This is a genomic window from Roseovarius mucosus, assembly GCF_002080415.1.
In the GTDB taxonomy this organism is placed as follows: Bacteria; Pseudomonadota; Alphaproteobacteria; order Rhodobacterales; family Rhodobacteraceae; genus Roseovarius; species Roseovarius mucosus_A.
Genome location: NZ_CP020474.1, coordinates 490,848 through 507,274 on the forward strand (window position 1 = coordinate 490,848; position 16,427 = coordinate 507,274).

At 55.4% G+C, this 16,427-nt stretch carries 10 protein-coding genes and 3 pseudogenes; 6 read left to right on the forward strand and 7 right to left on the reverse strand.

Annotation, left to right across the window (positions count from 1 at the left end; genetic code table 11):
- The first annotated feature begins 20 nt into the window (after positions 1–20).
- The 6 genes and pseudogenes from ROSMUCSMR3_RS21810 to ROSMUCSMR3_RS02395 all read left to right on the forward strand — a co-directional run.
- Positions 21–2,438: a Hint domain-containing protein gene (locus ROSMUCSMR3_RS21810; protein WP_081506324.1), complete on the forward strand. Its 2,418-nt coding sequence runs from the start codon at positions 21–23 to the stop codon at positions 2,436–2,438.
- Positions 2,438–3,043, forward strand: a complete 606-nt coding sequence (locus tag ROSMUCSMR3_RS02375) for a hypothetical protein (protein ID WP_081506325.1) — start codon at positions 2,438–2,440, stop codon at positions 3,041–3,043. Before ROSMUCSMR3_RS21810 ends, ROSMUCSMR3_RS02375 begins: the two co-directional genes overlap by 1 nt.
- Positions 3,040–3,429, forward strand: a complete 390-nt coding sequence (locus tag ROSMUCSMR3_RS02380) for a hypothetical protein (protein WP_008283052.1) — start codon at positions 3,040–3,042, stop codon at positions 3,427–3,429. The genes ROSMUCSMR3_RS02375 and ROSMUCSMR3_RS02380 overlap by 4 nt, the downstream gene beginning before the upstream one ends.
- 170 nt (positions 3,430–3,599) lie before the next feature.
- Positions 3,600–3,845, forward strand: a pseudogene (locus ROSMUCSMR3_RS02385) (transposase); the annotation flags it as partial.
- A 228-nt stretch (positions 3,846–4,073) separates the two neighbouring features.
- Positions 4,074–5,435, forward strand: coding sequence for an IS110 family transposase (locus ROSMUCSMR3_RS02390; RefSeq protein ID WP_081506326.1), 1,362 nt, complete (start codon positions 4,074–4,076; stop codon positions 5,433–5,435).
- A gap of 3 nt (positions 5,436–5,438) precedes the next feature.
- A pseudogene (locus ROSMUCSMR3_RS02395) lies at positions 5,439–6,347 on the forward strand (IS3 family transposase); the annotation flags it as partial.
- A 20-nt stretch (positions 6,348–6,367) separates the two neighbouring features.
- Here the strand turns inward: ROSMUCSMR3_RS02395 and ROSMUCSMR3_RS02400 are convergent.
- From ROSMUCSMR3_RS02400 to gmd, 7 genes and pseudogenes are all read right to left on the reverse strand, one after another.
- Positions 6,368–6,568, reverse strand: a pseudogene (locus ROSMUCSMR3_RS02400) (IS6 family transposase); the annotation flags it as partial.
- Positions 6,569–6,643: 75 nt separating this feature from the next.
- A complete protein-coding gene (locus ROSMUCSMR3_RS02405) occupies positions 6,644–10,636 on the reverse strand; it encodes a Calx-beta domain-containing protein (protein ID WP_081506327.1) in 3,993 nt (1,330 codons plus the stop codon).
- A 702-nt stretch (positions 10,637–11,338) separates the two neighbouring features.
- Positions 11,339–12,310, reverse strand: coding sequence for a GDP-L-fucose synthase (fcl, locus tag ROSMUCSMR3_RS02410; protein ID WP_081506328.1), 972 nt, complete (start codon positions 12,308–12,310; stop codon positions 11,339–11,341).
- Positions 12,311–12,701: 391 nt separating this feature from the next.
- Positions 12,702–13,397 (reverse strand): sulfotransferase domain-containing protein, encoded by a 696-nt coding sequence (locus tag ROSMUCSMR3_RS02420; protein WP_081506330.1) that lies wholly within the window; start codon positions 13,395–13,397, stop codon positions 12,702–12,704.
- A 47-nt stretch (positions 13,398–13,444) separates the two neighbouring features.
- Positions 13,445–14,311 (reverse strand): FkbM family methyltransferase, encoded by an 867-nt coding sequence (locus ROSMUCSMR3_RS02425; protein WP_081506331.1) that lies wholly within the window; start codon positions 14,309–14,311, stop codon positions 13,445–13,447.
- Positions 14,312–14,354: 43 nt separating this feature from the next.
- Complete coding sequence (locus tag ROSMUCSMR3_RS02430) at positions 14,355–15,224, reverse strand: WcbI family polysaccharide biosynthesis putative acetyltransferase (RefSeq protein ID WP_157667262.1); 870 nt, start codon at positions 15,222–15,224, stop codon at positions 14,355–14,357.
- A complete protein-coding gene (gene gmd, locus ROSMUCSMR3_RS02435) occupies positions 15,224–16,342 on the reverse strand; it encodes a GDP-mannose 4,6-dehydratase (RefSeq protein WP_008283062.1) in 1,119 nt (372 codons plus the stop codon). The genes ROSMUCSMR3_RS02430 and gmd overlap by 1 nt, the downstream gene beginning before the upstream one ends.
- Between the last annotated feature and the right edge of the window lie 85 nt (positions 16,343–16,427).

Sequence of the window (16,427 nt, forward strand, 5' to 3'; positions counted from 1 at the left end):
AGTAAGAAGGCCACCCACCCATGAAAAAACTAACGTGGCTTTTCCTTGGAAAAATTGCTGCCGATCCTTCGACCGAGGCTACGCCCACCGGGGCGCAGGTCTTCGAGCTGTCGAGGGGGGATTTATTCGAACCTGTTGACTACCTCAGGGTCGCTTTGGACGGGGCGTACAGCAAAGAAGGAAGTACCCTGAACTTAAGCTACCTTTATGTCGAGGGCGGCTTGGCGAGTGCATCCATTGGACAGGTTTATACCTCGTCGTTCCAAGTAACATTCATGGATGGAGATGTTCAGCGTGTCCCGGCCGGGGCGGTCGTGCAGATGTCGAACGGCGATCTCTTTTTCAGCGTTTCGGCGGAGGATTTGGGGGCGGTCGCACTCTTTTCGGAAAATGATGGCACCGAACGGGATGTCGCGACGCTACGTGTTTCGGGCCAAGTCAGAAGCGAGGACATCGATTTATCGGCACAGAGCTTTCCACAGAGCTTTGGAGTGATGTCACTGGGTGGTGATGTTTCGAACATCGATATTCTGTTGAGTGCTGGGGATGGGCTGATTACCGGCACGCTCGGCAATGATCTGATCAATCAGGATTACGTTGGGGACCCTAACGGCGACCGAATTGATAATCTGGACGCTGCGGGAACGAATGGCGAGCTCGTCAATAGCAACGCGGATTTCGTCAATGCGTCTGGCGGTAATGACACGGTTCTGGCCGGGTTCGGGAATGACACAATTCTCGGGGGCGATGGGAATGACAGCCTCGATGGTGGAACCGGAGCTGACCTGATTTTCGGCGGGATGGGGAATGACACCCTAGACGGGGGTACGGGCACCGACGCCAGTGATACCGCCTTAGGACCCATTTATCAGGAGATTTCGACAGCCGGTGCGCAGGCCGTTGCCGGCGCTAACGGACGTGGGGCTTTCACCGTCACGACAACGTCCAATGAAACCGTCGCATTCGGGTCTACGGCTGATTTGTCCGGCTTTTTCGTGGGGGATATAGCACTTCCCAACCCAGCTGTTGAAAGCGAGACGCATACGCACCGATACACCGAAGGTCTGTCTCCGACCCAGATTCCCGGTGTGCGGATTCTCATGAGCCGTCTAGAGAGTTTGGAGGTCGTCACCCTGAGCCTCGACGGAACTGCGCTCAATCTGAATGCCGCCATCGCGTCGGGAAATGTATCATTCGAAGGCAACGGTGCCTTCACCATCGACTCGGCCGGCAGGCTGACCGGATTGTTGGCCGACCCGGTGGACAGTGAACAGGCATTCCTCGAGCTGACGATCAGAATTCCGCATTCGCGCCTTGATGTTTTCATCTCTACGGCGACGTTTGGATCGATCGATGGGGCAATCTATGAGCTCTTTGTCGATACCAACCCCCTCGTTCCCAATATTACCACCTCTGCGAATGACACCTTGTTTGGTGATGCCGGTGACGATCTGTTGCTGGGGCGGGACGGTGATGATCTTATTGCTGGAGGCACGGGGAATGATCGTTTCGTGCCGGGAACTGGGCACGACACGATTTCGGACTTTGGAAGTGACGACACGAATGCTGTCCGGGACGGTGATCAGTCGAACAACGACTTTGTGAATCTGTCGGGTTTTTACAATCAGGCCAATTACGACGCCGCCGTCCTGACGGGTGATATCGATCCCGCGGTCATCCGCAATCCGCTGGAATGGCTGCGTGCCGATTACGATGATGACGGGATCCTTAATGAGCGCGCGGCGGGATGGACAGCTGGCAACAGCCTGACCCTAACCAACAGGGGCGCCACGGTCGATCCACAAACGCTGAACTTTGATACAACGAATGTCATTTGCTTTTGCCGGGGAACGCGCATCACAGGCGCCAATGGCGAGATAGCAGTCGAGGATCTGAACGTTGGAGATCGCGTGATCACACGTGATCACGGCTATCAGAAAATCCGCTGGATCGGGCGCACAACGGTCAAGGCACATGTCGAGATCGCGCCGATCCGGATACGCAAGGGCGTTCTGCAGAACGTTCGTGATCTGCGCATTTCACCCAATCATCGCGTTCTCCTGAAGGGACCGATGTTGGAGCTGTTGCTGGGGCATACGGAAGTGCTGGTTCCGGCCAAATACCTCGTCGACGGAGAAACGATCCTGCGCGAGTTGCCGGGTGATGTGGAATACTTCCACATTCTCTTTGACTGCCACGAGCTCGTTCTTTCCGAGCAGTGTTGGACCGAGAGCTTTCATCCTGGCTGTGTCGGCTGGTCAACTCTCTGCGAAGAGGTGCGGGCAGAGATACTCCATCTCTTTCCCTGCCTCGATGCCCTCACCGGTAATTCAGACATGATCACCGCGCGTTACGTGGTGAACCGCAAGGAGGCGGCCGTGTCGTTACAGGCGATGCGCAACGGCGGCAATCGAACCAATAAGCGGACGCTGTGTTGATGCAAAGAGAAAACAAGACCTGTTTGAGGGGGGAGGTGCCGGATGCGCAGAACACCGTGAAGAGCTGCGAGGCCGGGTTCGAACCACGTGAGAAACTGCGTGCTGCGCCATGTGAAGACAGCAGGGATATGGGCGATTTGCACGAAGTGACCACGGTTAACGCCGTGATCCTGATTGCTGTCAGCAGCGTGATTGGATTTGGCCTGGCGGTTGTTTCTGCAATTCTCGGCAGCAGTCTCCTGATGAGTTTCTTTGTATATCTTGTTGTTTCTATTTTGCTTTTCACGGCATTACTTGGCCTTGCTTACTTTGCCGCGCGGCCAATGGGCAGCTTAAGCATCGCAGAGAATGCGCTGGACCTCGTGGAATGTGAAACAACGGAAACTGTGCGCGTTCTGTCCGCACGCAATAGATGGGTCCGGATATGGTGGTTGATCATCATCTGCGCGTTTATTCTCTCGATAAGGTTAACCGATGAGGTGACCATTCAAATTGCGGTGTGCGCGGTCGGTGTTTTGGTATGGGTGTGGTTGCTGAAGAACAGATCGTCGATGAAATCTCAGCGGATCGTCGCAACTTGCAAGCGTGCCAGCAGCGGCAAATGACCGTGTTGAAAACGTTCGACAAAATAGAAGCAGATATTGTCACTGTAACACGTCGCGAAAAAAGCGATCGTCTCTCAGCACGGGTAAGGCTGAGATTCCGACTCAGCGATCAGCAGGACGAAGACGTTGGCGAAATGTTTGTCAGCATTGAGTTGATCGAAAAGGAGAGCTATCGCTGGCGCCGAACCAAGCGCCAAATTATTGACACTGCGTGGGAATGGCTGGACGGTTACTTTGATGGGGCCAGTCTCGGATTTGAGGGTGAAAACCTTTTCTCAGATATTCTTGATGGCAAGCATAGGTTGTCTTACTGTGGCCTCACCCAAGAAGAAGAGCACAGTCTGCAACAGGAACTACTGAAAATTGAACGTGAAGTCGCGGTGTAAAACGGGAAGTTGTTTAGTTTCAGAGGCAGAACACTTAGTTCTTCGAGTATGAGTTACCGCCAACGATGCGGCAACTTGGGGCCGACCGCCGTTGTGGCGAGCGGCAACTGAGGTGCCCCTAGATTTGTAGACGCTTTGCTTGGTAATTTTGGAACCAAGGAGAAGCGCGGATGTCATCGCAGAAACGGTTTACGGACGAGTTCAAAAGGGACGCTGTGGCGCAGGTTGTTGATCGCGGCTATGCGGTCAGCGAAGTGGCTGAGCGACTGGGGGTCAGCACGAAGTCGCTCTACACATGGAAGGCTCAGTTTGCGAGGCCTGCCAAGGGTCGAGAGGCGGAGTCAGATCTGGCCGTCGAGCTCCGTCGGGTGAAGAAGGAACTGGCCCGTGTGACCGAGGAGCGCGATATATTAAAAAACCGTTCCGGGCCGCAGCCCGCCTGTGCGCGGTAGTAACAGCCTGTGCTATGCTGTGCCCGAAGGGCAGTTGCCGATGGCTTATTGGAGGGTCAGACCCCGTTAAAAAACGTGGCACATGGGTCGATGCGCACTTGAGAGTGGTGACGCCGCCATCGCGGCGATCCCGGTTAGGAAGATGACGAACTTGCATGGCCCCCGCTCTTCGACTTGAACGGAGGAGATGCCATGACGAAGCGTAAGACCGGCGGCCACCCGGATTTGAACGTGGTCAACCCCAATGCGGCTGCGATCGACATTGGCTCGACCATGCATATGGCTGCTGTGAACCCTGACACCGCCGCTATGCCGGTGCGAGCTTTCGGGACGTTCACTCAAGACCTGCACGATCTAGCCGACTGGCTCCAGTCGTGCGGTGTCACCAGCGTGGCCATGGAGTCGACCGGCGTTTACTGGATACCGGCCTTCGAGATCCTGGAGGCGCATGGGTTCGAGGTTATCCTTGTGAATGCCCGCTACGCCAAGAATGTGCCAGGCCGCAAAACCGATGTCAGCGATGCGGGGTGGCTGCGTCAGTTACATTCTTATGGGTTGCTCCGCGGCAGTTTCCGCCCTGAGGCGGAGATAGCCACCCTGCGCGCCTACATGCGCCAGCGCGAACGGCTCACCGAATATGCCGCCGCTCACATCCAACACATGCAGAAGGCGCTGATGGAGATGAACCTGCAACTCCATCATGTCGTCTCCGACATCACCGGCGCAACGGGCATGCGGATTATCCGCGCCATTGTCGATGGCGAGCGCGATCCTGAAGTTCTCGCCGCATTCCGGGATATCCGCTGCCATTCATCGCTGGACACGATCAAAGGCGCGCTGGTCGGCAACGACCGCGAGGAACATGTCTTTGCCCTGACACAGTCGCTGGAACTTTACGATTTCTATCAAGAGCAGATCGAGGCGTGCGACCGCAGGCTGGAGGCCGCGGTTGGGGCGCTGACGGCCCGTGCAGACGGAGAACTGGCCCCACTGCCCAAGGCGCGGATCAAGGGGAGGCAGCACAATGCGCCGTCCTTCGATGTGCGGGCTGCGCTCTACGGGGTGTTAGGCACAGACCTGACTCAGATCCATGGCCTTGGGCCATCGCTGGCGCTGAAGCTGGTGGCCGAATGCGGCACGGACCTGCGCGCCTGGAAGAGTGCCAAGCACTTCACGTCTTGGCTCTGCCTCGCCCCGGACAACAAGATCTCTGGTGGCAAGCTGCTGTCCTCGCGGACACGCCGGTCCTCCAGCCGCGCTGCGGCCTTGCTCAGATTGGCCGCGACGACAATCGGCCGGAGCGACACGGCCTTGGGTGCGTTCTATCGGCGGCTGTCCTCGCGCATCGGCAAGCAGAAGGCTGTTACGGCGACAGCGCGAAAGATCGCGGTGCTGTTTTACAATGCCGTGCGGCATGGCATGTCATATAAAGATCAGGGCGCGGCGGCTTATGAAGAGCGGCATCGGAAACGTCTGCTGTCAAACCTTCAACGGCGCGCCAAGACCCTCGGGTTTGTATTGGCGCCTATTCACGAGACCGCGGCTGTTTCTTAGGAAGGCCGCCACATACTTCGCGCGAGAGTCCCGTTGAAGTATGGTTTCATCCGGGCTCATCGATCCGAGTTTTCGGTTCGGTCAATGTGCCGTGTGCTTATGGTCCACGTCAGCGGATTTTATGCATGGCTTAAAGAACCGTTAAGCCAGCGTGCGCAGGACGATGAACGGCAGACAGAGTTGATCCGACAGGCTTGGTGCGAGAGCGGCAAGATCTATGGCTACCGCAAGCTGGCCGATGATCTGCGCGATCTCGGCGAGCAGGTTTCTGAGAACAGGGTCGCCCGGCTGGCCAGCCTTGCGGGCATCTTGGCCCAGATTGGCTACAAGCGCCGCCCGGGACGATATGGCGGGAAGCCTGCTGTCGTCGCGTTCAACACTCTGGATCGGCAGTTCGAAGTAGATGCGCCCGACAAGGTCTGGGTCACGGACATCACCTACATCAAGACCCACGAGGGCTGGCTGTATCTGTCTGTCGTTATCGACCTCTTCTCACGGCGTGTGGTAGGCTGGTCCGCGCAACCCCGCATGACGACCGACCTGGCGCTGCAGGCCTTGCTTGCAGCGGTCTGGCGACGCAAACCCAAGACGAAGGTGATGATTCATTCAGATCAGGGGTCGCAGTTCACCAGCCGTGAGTGGCAAGTATTTCTCAGCCAGCACAACCTGCAAGCCAGTATGAGCCGGCGTGGGAATTGCCACGATAACGCTGTCGCCGAAAGCTTCTTCCAACTCTTGAAGCGGGAACGGATCCGTCGCCGCACCTACCCGACACGCGAAGCTGCAAGGCAGGACGTTTTCGACTACATTGAGATGTTCTACAACCCAAAGCGCAAGCACACGAACAACGGCATGCTGTCACCCGTTGACTTCGAAACCAGACAGCAGAAACTAAACGAAGCAGGTGTCTAGGAAACTAGGGGCACCTCATTCCTCGCCTGGGCCCGATCGGCAATGAGCGGCGCGAACTTCACCACCCAGCGGTTCAGCGTGGCGTGGTCAACCGTAACGCCGCGCTCCGCCAGGATCTCCTTGAGGTCTCGGTAGGACACTGCGTAGTGGACATAGAAAAACACCGCATGCAGGATCGCCGACTTAGGATAATGTACGCCTAGGAATCGATCGGGCCACAAGCTCCCTTCCAACCATCTGACAACGCTGACAGATCAACCATCGTCATGGAACCGGTAAGTTTGCGACAGAACTCTTCAAAGGAACTGGAAATCTTCTACGGCAAGTTGCGCCGCCGTGATGCCTTCAACCAAAATTGTGTTGCCATTCACCGTCATTTGCGCCCCGCCCTCGACATCGACGATGTTCATCGCCGCGACGAACCCCGCCAGACCATTGCCGCCATTGGTGATATTGGTCTCGCCGGTATCCGGGTCCACGCGGCGGATGAAGAAACTGTCCAACCCATCTTCGAAATCGGTGACGACATCCGCCTCGCCGTCGAAGAAGGACGAAAAGACGAATTGATCGGCGCCGGTTCCGCCGGTGATCGTGTCATTTCCAGCGCCCGCATTGATCGTGTCATTGCCTGCGCCGCCGTCGACCACATCGTTACGGCCGCCACCAGCGAGGAAGTCGTTGCCGTCACCGCCCGAGATGCTGTCGTCTCCTTCACCGCCGCCAACGCTATCATTGCCTGCACCGGCATCAATCGTATCGCGCCCGGTGCCGCCGCCGATATCATCCGCGCCGCCATTGCCAAAGATCAGATCGTTGCCAAAGCTGCCCGACATGCTGTCGTTGCCTTCGCCGCCTTCGAGCGTGTCATCGCCAGCGCCGCCAGCAACTACATCGTTACCAGCGCCGCCGGACATGAAATCATCGCCAAAACCACCGCCCATGACGTCATTTCCAACACCGCCAATCAGCGTGTCATTGTCCACGCCACCGCCAACACTGTCATCGCCAGCGCCCGCATCCACGAAATCGTTGCCTTCTGAAGCCGAGACATTGTCATTACCGCCGCCTGCCTCGATGCTGTCATTACCATCGCCGCCAGCGATCGTGTCGTTTCCTCCGCCACCAATAAGTGTATCGTTTCCGCCCAATCCCTCCAAAAGGCTACCCAACGGTCCTCCGACGATCAACTCGCCAGCACTTGTTCCCGGTCTTGGGGCAACCAATGACCCTTGGGACAAGAGTGTTTCGTTTGCCCCATTGCCATCTGAATAGTTGACCCGGACAGTGATCTCTGAACCTATGTCTGGCGGTAAAAGCGTGTAACTGATATCGTTTGCCGCAGCGATGGCAAGGCCGTTGCGAAACCACTGATAGCTAAAGGCCCCTAAGCCATCCGCGTCCGCAACCGCCGATGTGTCAGCCGTAAGCGTGCTACCCTCAACCGCAGAGCCGCTCAATGTAACTGCCCCGGTTGGTAAAGAATTTGAGAAATCGTTATCCAGGATTGTGCCTGTCGCGTTGAAGCCTGGCCCGCTGAACACTTGGTTTGTGGCCGGGGCAAAATTCATCTGGAACTCTTCAACAGCGTCTTCTTGAACGAGGTCTCCGAAGATAGGCACGAACACCGCACCAGTTGTCTGACCCGCTGCAAAGGTGAGTATCCCAGTCCTCGACGCGAAATCCGAACCTGCGGCAGCGCTTTGGCTGATCGTGGTGTAATCTACTTCAATGGCACTGTCAGAAGAACGCGATAGCCTCGGTTGAAACACCGCTTGGGCTGTCCCTGAATCTCCTTCTATTACCCTCGTATCAGGCACATAGAGCGCCCGATCCTCTGGTGCTCCATCATCGTCAAGTATCCAGCCCACAGCGGCCAGTTCCGAAACTCCCCCCGCAAGCACCGCACCCGATGGATCTGACAAGATCAACTCAAGGGCTTCATCGATCTCGTCGAGTGTATCACCAGTCGTGTTTACGTTGATCCACTTTGTCGTTTCGCCTGCTGCAAAGGTCAGTGTTCCAGCGACACCGGTAAAATCCGTGGATGTAGACGCCGTGCCCTGCACCGTTCGATAGTCTACGGTCACGGTCCCGGTCGAGGGCTGCGAAAGGGTCACGGCAAAACGCAAGACCCCGCTACCAAAGAACGTTCGCTCCTCAATCGCAGCATCCGCAATCGAGATCGTGCGCGGACCTGCATCGTCGTCAAGGATCGTCGCCGACCCAACTGCGCCACTCGAGCCGGAAAAGACACTCGCAGATGGCGCAACAGCGATTAAATCGAAGGTCTCGGCGGGTTCAGCAACGGCATCAGCTGTCGTCGCCACCGTCGTCGCGGTAAGCGTCTGCCCCGGCGCAAAGGTAAAATTACCATTGGCCGCAGTAAAACCCTCCCCCGATTGAGCGGTGCCCCCCGACGTCGCATAGGCCACCGTCACCTCGTCATCGGCCGGACGCGACAGACGGGCGATGAATTGTGCCTCCTGCCCTTCAGTCAAAATTGGATCGGAAATCTGCATCGCACGATCATCCGCCGTGCCGTCGTCGTCGAGGATCCAGCCGGTGGCCCGCACCTGATCCACACCGCCTGCCAACACAGCGCCAGTGGCGTCGAAGAGCTCGACTTCGAGGAACTCGTCTACTTCATCAATATCGTCGCTTGCGGTGCTGATGTTGATCCACTTTGTCGTTTCGCCCGCTGCAAAAGTCAGTGTGCCGCTTGCGCCAGTGAAATCCAAAAACTCTGACGCCGTGCCCTGCACCGTTCGATAGTCTACGGTCACGGTCCCGGTCGAGGGCTGCGAAAGGGTCACGGCAAAACGCAAGACCCCGCTACCAAAGAACGTTCGCTCCTCAATCGCAGCATCCGCAATCGAGATCGTGCGCGGACCTGCATCGTCGTCAAGGATCGTCGCCGACCCAACTGCGCCACTCGAGCCGGAAAAGACACTCGCAGATGGCGCAACAGCGATTAAATCGAAGGTCTCGGCGGGTTCAGCAACGGCATCAGCTGTCGTCGCCACCGTCGTCGCGGTAAGCGTCTGCCCCGGCGCAAAGGTAAAATTACCATTGGCCGCAGTAAAATCCTCCCCCGATTGAGCGGTGCCCCCCGACGTCGCATAGGCCACCGTCACCTCGTCATCGGCCGGACGCGACAGACGGGCGATGAATTGTGCCTCCTGCCCTTCAGTCAGAATCGGATCGGAAATCTGCATCGCACGATCATCCGCCGTGCCGTCGTCGTCGAGGATCCAGCCGGTGGCCCGGACCTGATCCACACCGCCTGCCAACACAGCGCCAGTTGCGTCGAAGAGCTCGATTTCGAGGAACTCGTCTACTTCATCAATATCGTCGCTTGCGGTGCTGATATTGATCCACTTTGTCGTTTCGCCTGCTGCAAAAGTCAGTGTGCCGGTTGCGCCAGTGAAATCCAAAAACTCTGACGCCGTGCCCTGCACCGTTCGATAGTCTACGGTCACGGTCCCGGTCGAGGGCTGCGAAAGGGTCACGGCAAATCGCAAGACCCCGCTGCCGAAGAACGTTCGCTCATCAATCGCAGCATCCGCAATCGAGATCGTGCGCGGGCCTGCATCGTCGTCAAGGATCGTCGCCGACCCGACTGCGCCACTTGATCCGGAAAAGACACTCGCAGATGGCGTTACGCTTACACCGAAAGTCTCCGCCAACTCTACGGCGTTATCGCCAGTTACATCCACATTCACGATGGTGCTTGTCTGGCCAGGCAGAAAAGTCGCTATGCCCGACGCAGCGGTGAAGTCCGACCCGGCTGTAGCCGTCCCGCTGACGGTAGCCCAGCCCATATTCGTCGACACGCCGAACGCTTCCGAGACTGATAGGGTGAAGCGCGCTGTGGTGGTGCCATTGTCACCTTCTTCGATTACGGGATCCGAAACGGCTAACGCGCGATCATCAAGCGTGCCATCGTTGTCCTCAATCCAGCCAATAGCGCGCACGACATCCACGTCATTTGCGAAGGTGCCACCACCAGTCGGATCGAACAGTTCAACCTCGAGAAACTCATCCACCTCGTCAAGGCTGTCGCTTGCGGTTTGAATGGTGATCGTTTTTACGGTTTCGCCAGCGGCGAAGACAAGAGTTCCGCTCTCCCCTGTAAAATCCAGAAACTCGGAAGCCGTCCCTTGACGCGTGCGGTAATCAACTGTCACTGTGCCTGCCGAAGGCGCATCCAGCGTTACGATGAATTCGAGAACTCCACTCCCAAAGGCTACCCGTTCCTCGACCGATGCCGAGCTAATGTTAATCAACATAGAATACCCCCATATTCTAAAACGTGATTATCAACATGGACCAATCATCAATGTCTTTTGCGATCCGAACCTAGAAAACTTAAATTCAAAAGAATGATAACAGGATGAAACAAAATCGAGCAAACGAAACCTTGTTAACTATTTCAGATGCTTACATAACATCCTTGCAACTCTGGGTAGAGAGGGGATCAATCAAATTGTCCGAGAAAAACTGCATTGATGCCTTTGCCTGAGCAACGCCTGTTCTGTCCGAAAGTGTCAAATCAACGAAGGATGATGGCATCGAACAAAACGTAAAACGGCGGATAGCGGCTCGCGCGAAATTTGTTACAAACGCCTGCTAGGGGATAATCACCACAATTTCGCCCCGCATCGCAGACCCCGCATAAGAGACGTCGTTAAACACCTGGCTTAAATAATTGTCCGAACGTCAGGCAGGCGGTGCAAATAGCGCGGTTACCGATCACAAGATCAACAGGCTGGACGAATTGCTCCCTTGGAACTGGGTGCCGCTGGTATTCGTGACGCAAAGTCAAGCCGCGTAGGCCGCGGTATCCATGAGGCGGTTACGACCCTCCCGCCTGCGCACACAAATAATCTCGGAGGCAGTTCACCCAGCGGACGAGTTCGCTGCGCTCCCGATTTGGTTCTGCAGCCATCGTGTCAATCCGCTCTCCAAGTGTTCTATCCAGAATTGAGCACCTACCCGCGCACGCTGCCTGGGGTTTGGGCGAGGTACCAGCGATAGGCATCCTCGATCCCCTCGCGCAGGCTGATGCGCGCGCGCCAGCCCATGGTGGCCAAACGGCTGACATCCATCAGCTTGCGCATCGTGCCGTCGGGTTTGCTGGGGTCGGTTGTTATTTTGCCTTGGAATCCAGTCACTTCAGCCACCATCTGCGCCAACTCCAGGATCGAGATATCGGTGCCAGAGCCCACGTTGATATGGCTTAGCATGTCTTGGGTATTGGCCGCATAGACATCCCGTGGCAGGTCGAGCACGAAGAGGCTGGCCTCGGCCATGTCGTCGACATGCAGGAATTCGCGGCGCGGTGTGCCGGAGCCCCAGATCGTCACCTCGTCGCGCCCCTCTTGCGCGGCCTCATGAAAGCGGCGGATAAGTGCCGGTAAAACATGGGAATTTTCCGGGTGAAAGTTGTCGCCGGGGCCGTAGAGATTGGTGGGCATGACCGAGCGGTAATCGGTGCCGTGCTGGCGATTGTAGCTTTCGCAGAGCTTGATGCCCGCGATCTTGGCGACGGCATAGGGCTCGTTGGTGGGTTCGAGCACGCCGGTCAAAAGCGCGTCCTCGCGCATGGGCTGGGGCACGGCGCGGGGGTAGATGCAGCTTGACCCCAATTGCAAAAGCCGCCGCACGCCCGCGTCAAAGGCCTGATGGATCACGTTACATTCGATCATCAGGTTTTCATAAATGAAATCAGCCGGATAGGTGTTGTTGGCATGGATGCCACCCACCTTGGCGGCGGCAAGGATCACCACATCTGGCCGCTCGGATTGCATGAAATCGCGCACGGCGGCCTGACTGGTCAGGTCCAATTCCGCATGGGTGCGGGTGATCAGCGTCAGGTCCTCGCCCGCGCCCCTGCGCGCCTCAAGCCGCCGCAAAATAGCCGCCCCAACCATCCCCCGATGGCCTGCAATGTGGATTTTCATGGGTGTCTCCTGGATGTTAGACCTGAGCGAACAGGGTATCATGCGACGAGAGCAGTCACACCACTCTCATTTAAGCGGGAGTCAAATTCTCTTGCACTTCGGTAAGATCGTCCAGATTTTATTGGAGATTTTCTGCTGAATTGGGATCCGTAAATCCCTTATGCTGCACATCTCAGTCGGCCTGATCAAAAGCGGGAAAACGTTCCACACAAGAGCGAGTCCCTCGCCCATCACAGTTGCCACAATTTTTGCCAAAAAACAAAACTTTAGCGCAAAATTCAACGAGTGCACTCTGGTATTTGTACCAATTACCGGCTCAGGAATATTTTTCCTAATCCACTCGAACACTTCTGGAGTTATTGCCACCTTTGTTGAACGACCACAAAGCGCCTCAATGCTTGGCAGAAAGAATCTCGGAGGTACTTCGTTCCAAGGTCGCATCAATGTCCTTGAGTATCTGGAGCGTGTTGGCAGGTATCTCTATTTCCGCTCGACTTTGACCAGCGGTACGGATGTGACTACCTTCTACCGGTTTTTTCCGCTTCACTTTTGTACCTTCTAGAACTTTCTCTAGCTTGTCGCTTGAAATAGGCACTTCAAGAAACCGCATGGTTTCGAGAATGCTCTGTTTTGGCTGCGCCAGCATATTTTCATACCTAACACAGTGTGCATTACTCACAGGCAACCATGACAATCTGTGATTTGCCAACCGATACGCGAATTCCACGCCAACCGATTGAAACCAGTTCTCCTTTTCTTCAATTGATGTCTCGTTAAGTCTGATCTGGTGATGAAAATAAGAGAGTATCGAGTCCGGAATGTTTCGATAGGTTACAATTACCTTAATATTCGGATCAAACAAATAGCTCATGTCTTCTGTGAAAGCCATGTGGAGCTTTACCAAAGTTGTCTGGTGCCTCCACTCCTTCGAAGCGACGTAGTTTTTCATCTTCTTGGGATCTACCGAAGGATTAATCCACTTGTTCCTCCACGTGTCCGACGGGAACGCGGGATCAAGTGCAATTCTAAGCACGCTTTGCATCCACGTCGATCCACTTTTGGGAACGCCATTGTTAAGTATCAGCATTTTCGCACTCCAATTTCAACAACCCTGTAAGAGGAAAAAACGTGAGATTATCTGACTGTCGTCTTTCTCCACTTAAAGAGGCATGCGTCGAGAAATGAACTCATATGTGCGGGTGCGACAGCAACGAGGTCGGTTTGAACCATGCCAAGGGATTTGCGGCAATAAGAAAACTGGGAACTATAGTCGCGCCAGATTTGATTTCGGCGTCCCAAAAAAATATCTCGACCGAGGGAGTTTTTACCCTTTCGTGTAACGGTGAAAGCTTCTTTCACTTCTGGCTTCATGTCGCCAAAAAAGAGGTACTGGGTGTCAAACAATACAAAGCCGCGCTCGATCAAAAGTTCCAAAAGCTCTGGCTGACCACCATATTCAATCCACATCCAGTGGACGTCCCCAAGCATATCGCCAAGTCCCTTAAGAGCGTCAAGTTCACCGCCTTGAAGGTCAAGCTTGATGAATTGTGCCCCGGAACATCCATTTTCGCGTAAACTGTCATCCATTCGGACAACCTGAACCTCGTACTGATCACCCTTATTAAAGCTGGCAGCTTCATCGACCAGCTTGCCTACAAAACTTGTTCCCGGAACAAGGTAAGGATTAGTTTCAGATTGCCGCTGGGTCGTTGCCGCAACATGAAATCTTGCTGTTCCACGGCGCGCTCCGAGAGCTGCATCTACTATTGTCAAGCGAGGGTCGGAAAACTTGAACTCGGCAATGTTGTTGGGGTTTGGCTCAAAAGCCAGCACCTTCACGTCATCTTGCGGTAAATTCTTGAAAATCTTCTCTGCCGTCTCGCCCAATCCTGCGCCACCATCCACACAAATCTTGAGGTCCGGATTCAGAATGCGATACGGACCCAGAATATCAGAGAAACAATTGATATCTAGGTTGCCGAGTAGAGCGCTTACATGCATGGGAGTCTCCGGAGTTTGTTCTGATTTAACGAAGGCCGCAAAATTAAGAATAATGGCCCAGCCTTACAGGAAGATTGAAGCGTTGTTCGTTGTCCCGGCAGATCGCCGGAAAATTCGGTATCTCACTGTAGAGTTGATAGAAAGACGTAATCAGCTCTCTCAATGGTAACTCGTCTTCCCAAATAGAATATTTAGGCTGTCTCCAATCGAGGCCTAATGACTTTGGGATGCTGTCCGGTATCATTGCCCGCGTGTTGCCAAGAAATTCTCTTTCTGGCAACAGATCAAGAGCTTGCGGCGCTTGTAGCCCAAGGAGTTTAAGTACCCGCTCTAAAACACGCCACAACACCCGGTTTGTGGGATGATTGAATGTGAACAGCGGCGGAGATTTTGACATTTCATCCAAGATGATTTCCATAACTGGAATGTCGACTGCCCTGTCACGACCCAAAGACTCTTTCAATGAGATATCGTAGTATTTCAATTCCAACGGATCTTCCGACTTCATGCGACCAAGGCACACTTCGGACGACTCTCGGTTGAGAAAACAATCTATAATCCGTGTATCATGGTAATCGCTTAGCGGACCTTTCATCGTGCCACCTTCGGGCAATCTGAGGTATGATAGCTGCGGGAATAATCCACCGAAGAAAATCGAAGGAAATGAAACAAAGGTCTTAGAGGGGAATTTCGACTTCAATTCCGCAGTGGATAATTCTTTGAAAGACGGGCCCAAAGGTTGGTGAATAACGATGTCAGACTTCTGAATATTTTGAATAACGTCTAGGCGATTTTTGTCAGTTATTTGATGCACCAGTGGTGACCTGATTACGTTTAGATCAGGACAAAACTGAGATATCAGGGCCGCCATTGGACCAGCCTGACAGTTCGCTAAGATGGTAAGCAAAGCCATTAACCTTCCAAACTCACCGGCAACTCCATGCCGTGCACTTTCAGCAAAGCGTGCCGCTGTGCTGTCTTCAAGTCTTCGGCCACCATCTCGGCGCACATTTCTTGCACGGTGATTTCGGGCACCCAGCCGAGTTTTTCCTTGGCCTTGGTGGGGTCGCCCAGCAGGGTCTCGACCTCGGCGGGGCGGAAATAGCGGGGGTCGATGCGCATGATCACCTGCCCCGGTGCGATGGCGGGGGCCTTATCGCCGGTCACGGCCGTCACGGTGGCAATCTCCTCCACGCCGGTGCCGGTGAATTCGAGCGTGATGCCCAGCTCTTGCGCCGACCATGTGATGAACTCGCGCACGGAATATTGCACGCCCGTGGCGATCACGAAATCATCCGCCACCTCTTGTTGCAGCATCATCCACTGCATGCGGACGTAATCCTTGGCATGGCCCCAATCGCGCAAGCTGTCGATATTGCCCATATAGAGGCAATCCTCTAGCCCCTGCGCGATATTGGCCAGCCCGCGCGTGATCTTGCGGGTGACAAAGGTCTCGCCGCGCCGGGGGCTCTCGTGGTTGAAGAGGATGCCGTTGCAGGCATAGATGCCATACGCCTCGCGGTAATTGACCGTGATCCAATAGGCATACATCTTGGCCACCGCATAGGGGCTGCGCGGGTGAAAGGGTGTTGTCTCGCGCTGTGGGATTTCCTGCACAAGGCCATACAGCTCTGATGTGGAGGCCTGATAGAAGCGGGTTTTATTCTCGAGCCCCAGAAAGCGGATCGCCTCGAGCAGGCGCAGGGTGCCGATGGCATCGACGTCGGCGGTATATTCGGGGGCCTCAAAGCTGACGGCGACATGGGATTGCGCGCCAAGGTTATAGACCTCGTCGGGCTGCACCTCGCTGAGGATGCGGGTGAGGTTCGAGCTATCGGTCAGATCGCCGTAATGCAGCTTGAAATTCTGCCGCCCGCCGTGGGGGTCCTGGTAGATGTGATCCACCCGCTGGGTGTTGAAGAGCGAGGCGCGGCGCTTGATCCCATGCACCTCATAGCCCTTTTCGAGCAGGAATTCCGCAAGGTAAGAGCCATCCTGCCCCGTAACCCCCGTGATGAGCGCTTTCTTCATTCCGTCAACTCTCCGTTCTTGATTGGCCCTGCCCCAAGGCTGTCTCGGGCATTGCAGCACATGGGCCAAACCATCGCAAGCACCC

Coding starts and splice junctions, on each gene's coding strand:
- ROSMUCSMR3_RS21810 (WP_081506324.1), top strand. CDS start 21: ATGAAAAAACTAACGTGGCTTTTCCTTGGAAAAATTGCTGCCGATCCT.
- ROSMUCSMR3_RS02375 (WP_081506325.1), top strand. CDS start 2,438: ATGCAAAGAGAAAACAAGACCTGTTTGAGGGGGGAGGTGCCGGATGCG.
- ROSMUCSMR3_RS02380 (WP_008283052.1), top strand. CDS start 3,040: ATGACCGTGTTGAAAACGTTCGACAAAATAGAAGCAGATATTGTCACT.
- ROSMUCSMR3_RS02390 (WP_081506326.1), top strand. CDS start 4,074: ATGACGAAGCGTAAGACCGGCGGCCACCCGGATTTGAACGTGGTCAAC.
- ROSMUCSMR3_RS02405 (WP_081506327.1), bottom strand. CDS start 10,636: ATGTTGATTAACATTAGCTCGGCATCGGTCGAGGAACGGGTAGCCTTT.
- fcl (WP_081506328.1), bottom strand. CDS start 12,310: ATGAAAATCCACATTGCAGGCCATCGGGGGATGGTTGGGGCGGCTATT.
- ROSMUCSMR3_RS02420 (WP_081506330.1), bottom strand. CDS start 13,397: ATGCTGATACTTAACAATGGCGTTCCCAAAAGTGGATCGACGTGGATG.
- ROSMUCSMR3_RS02425 (WP_081506331.1), bottom strand. CDS start 14,311: ATGCATGTAAGCGCTCTACTCGGCAACCTAGATATCAATTGTTTCTCT.
- ROSMUCSMR3_RS02430 (WP_157667262.1), bottom strand. CDS start 15,224: ATGGCTTTGCTTACCATCTTAGCGAACTGTCAGGCTGGTCCAATGGCG.
- gmd (WP_008283062.1), bottom strand. CDS start 16,342: ATGAAGAAAGCGCTCATCACGGGGGTTACGGGGCAGGATGGCTCTTAC.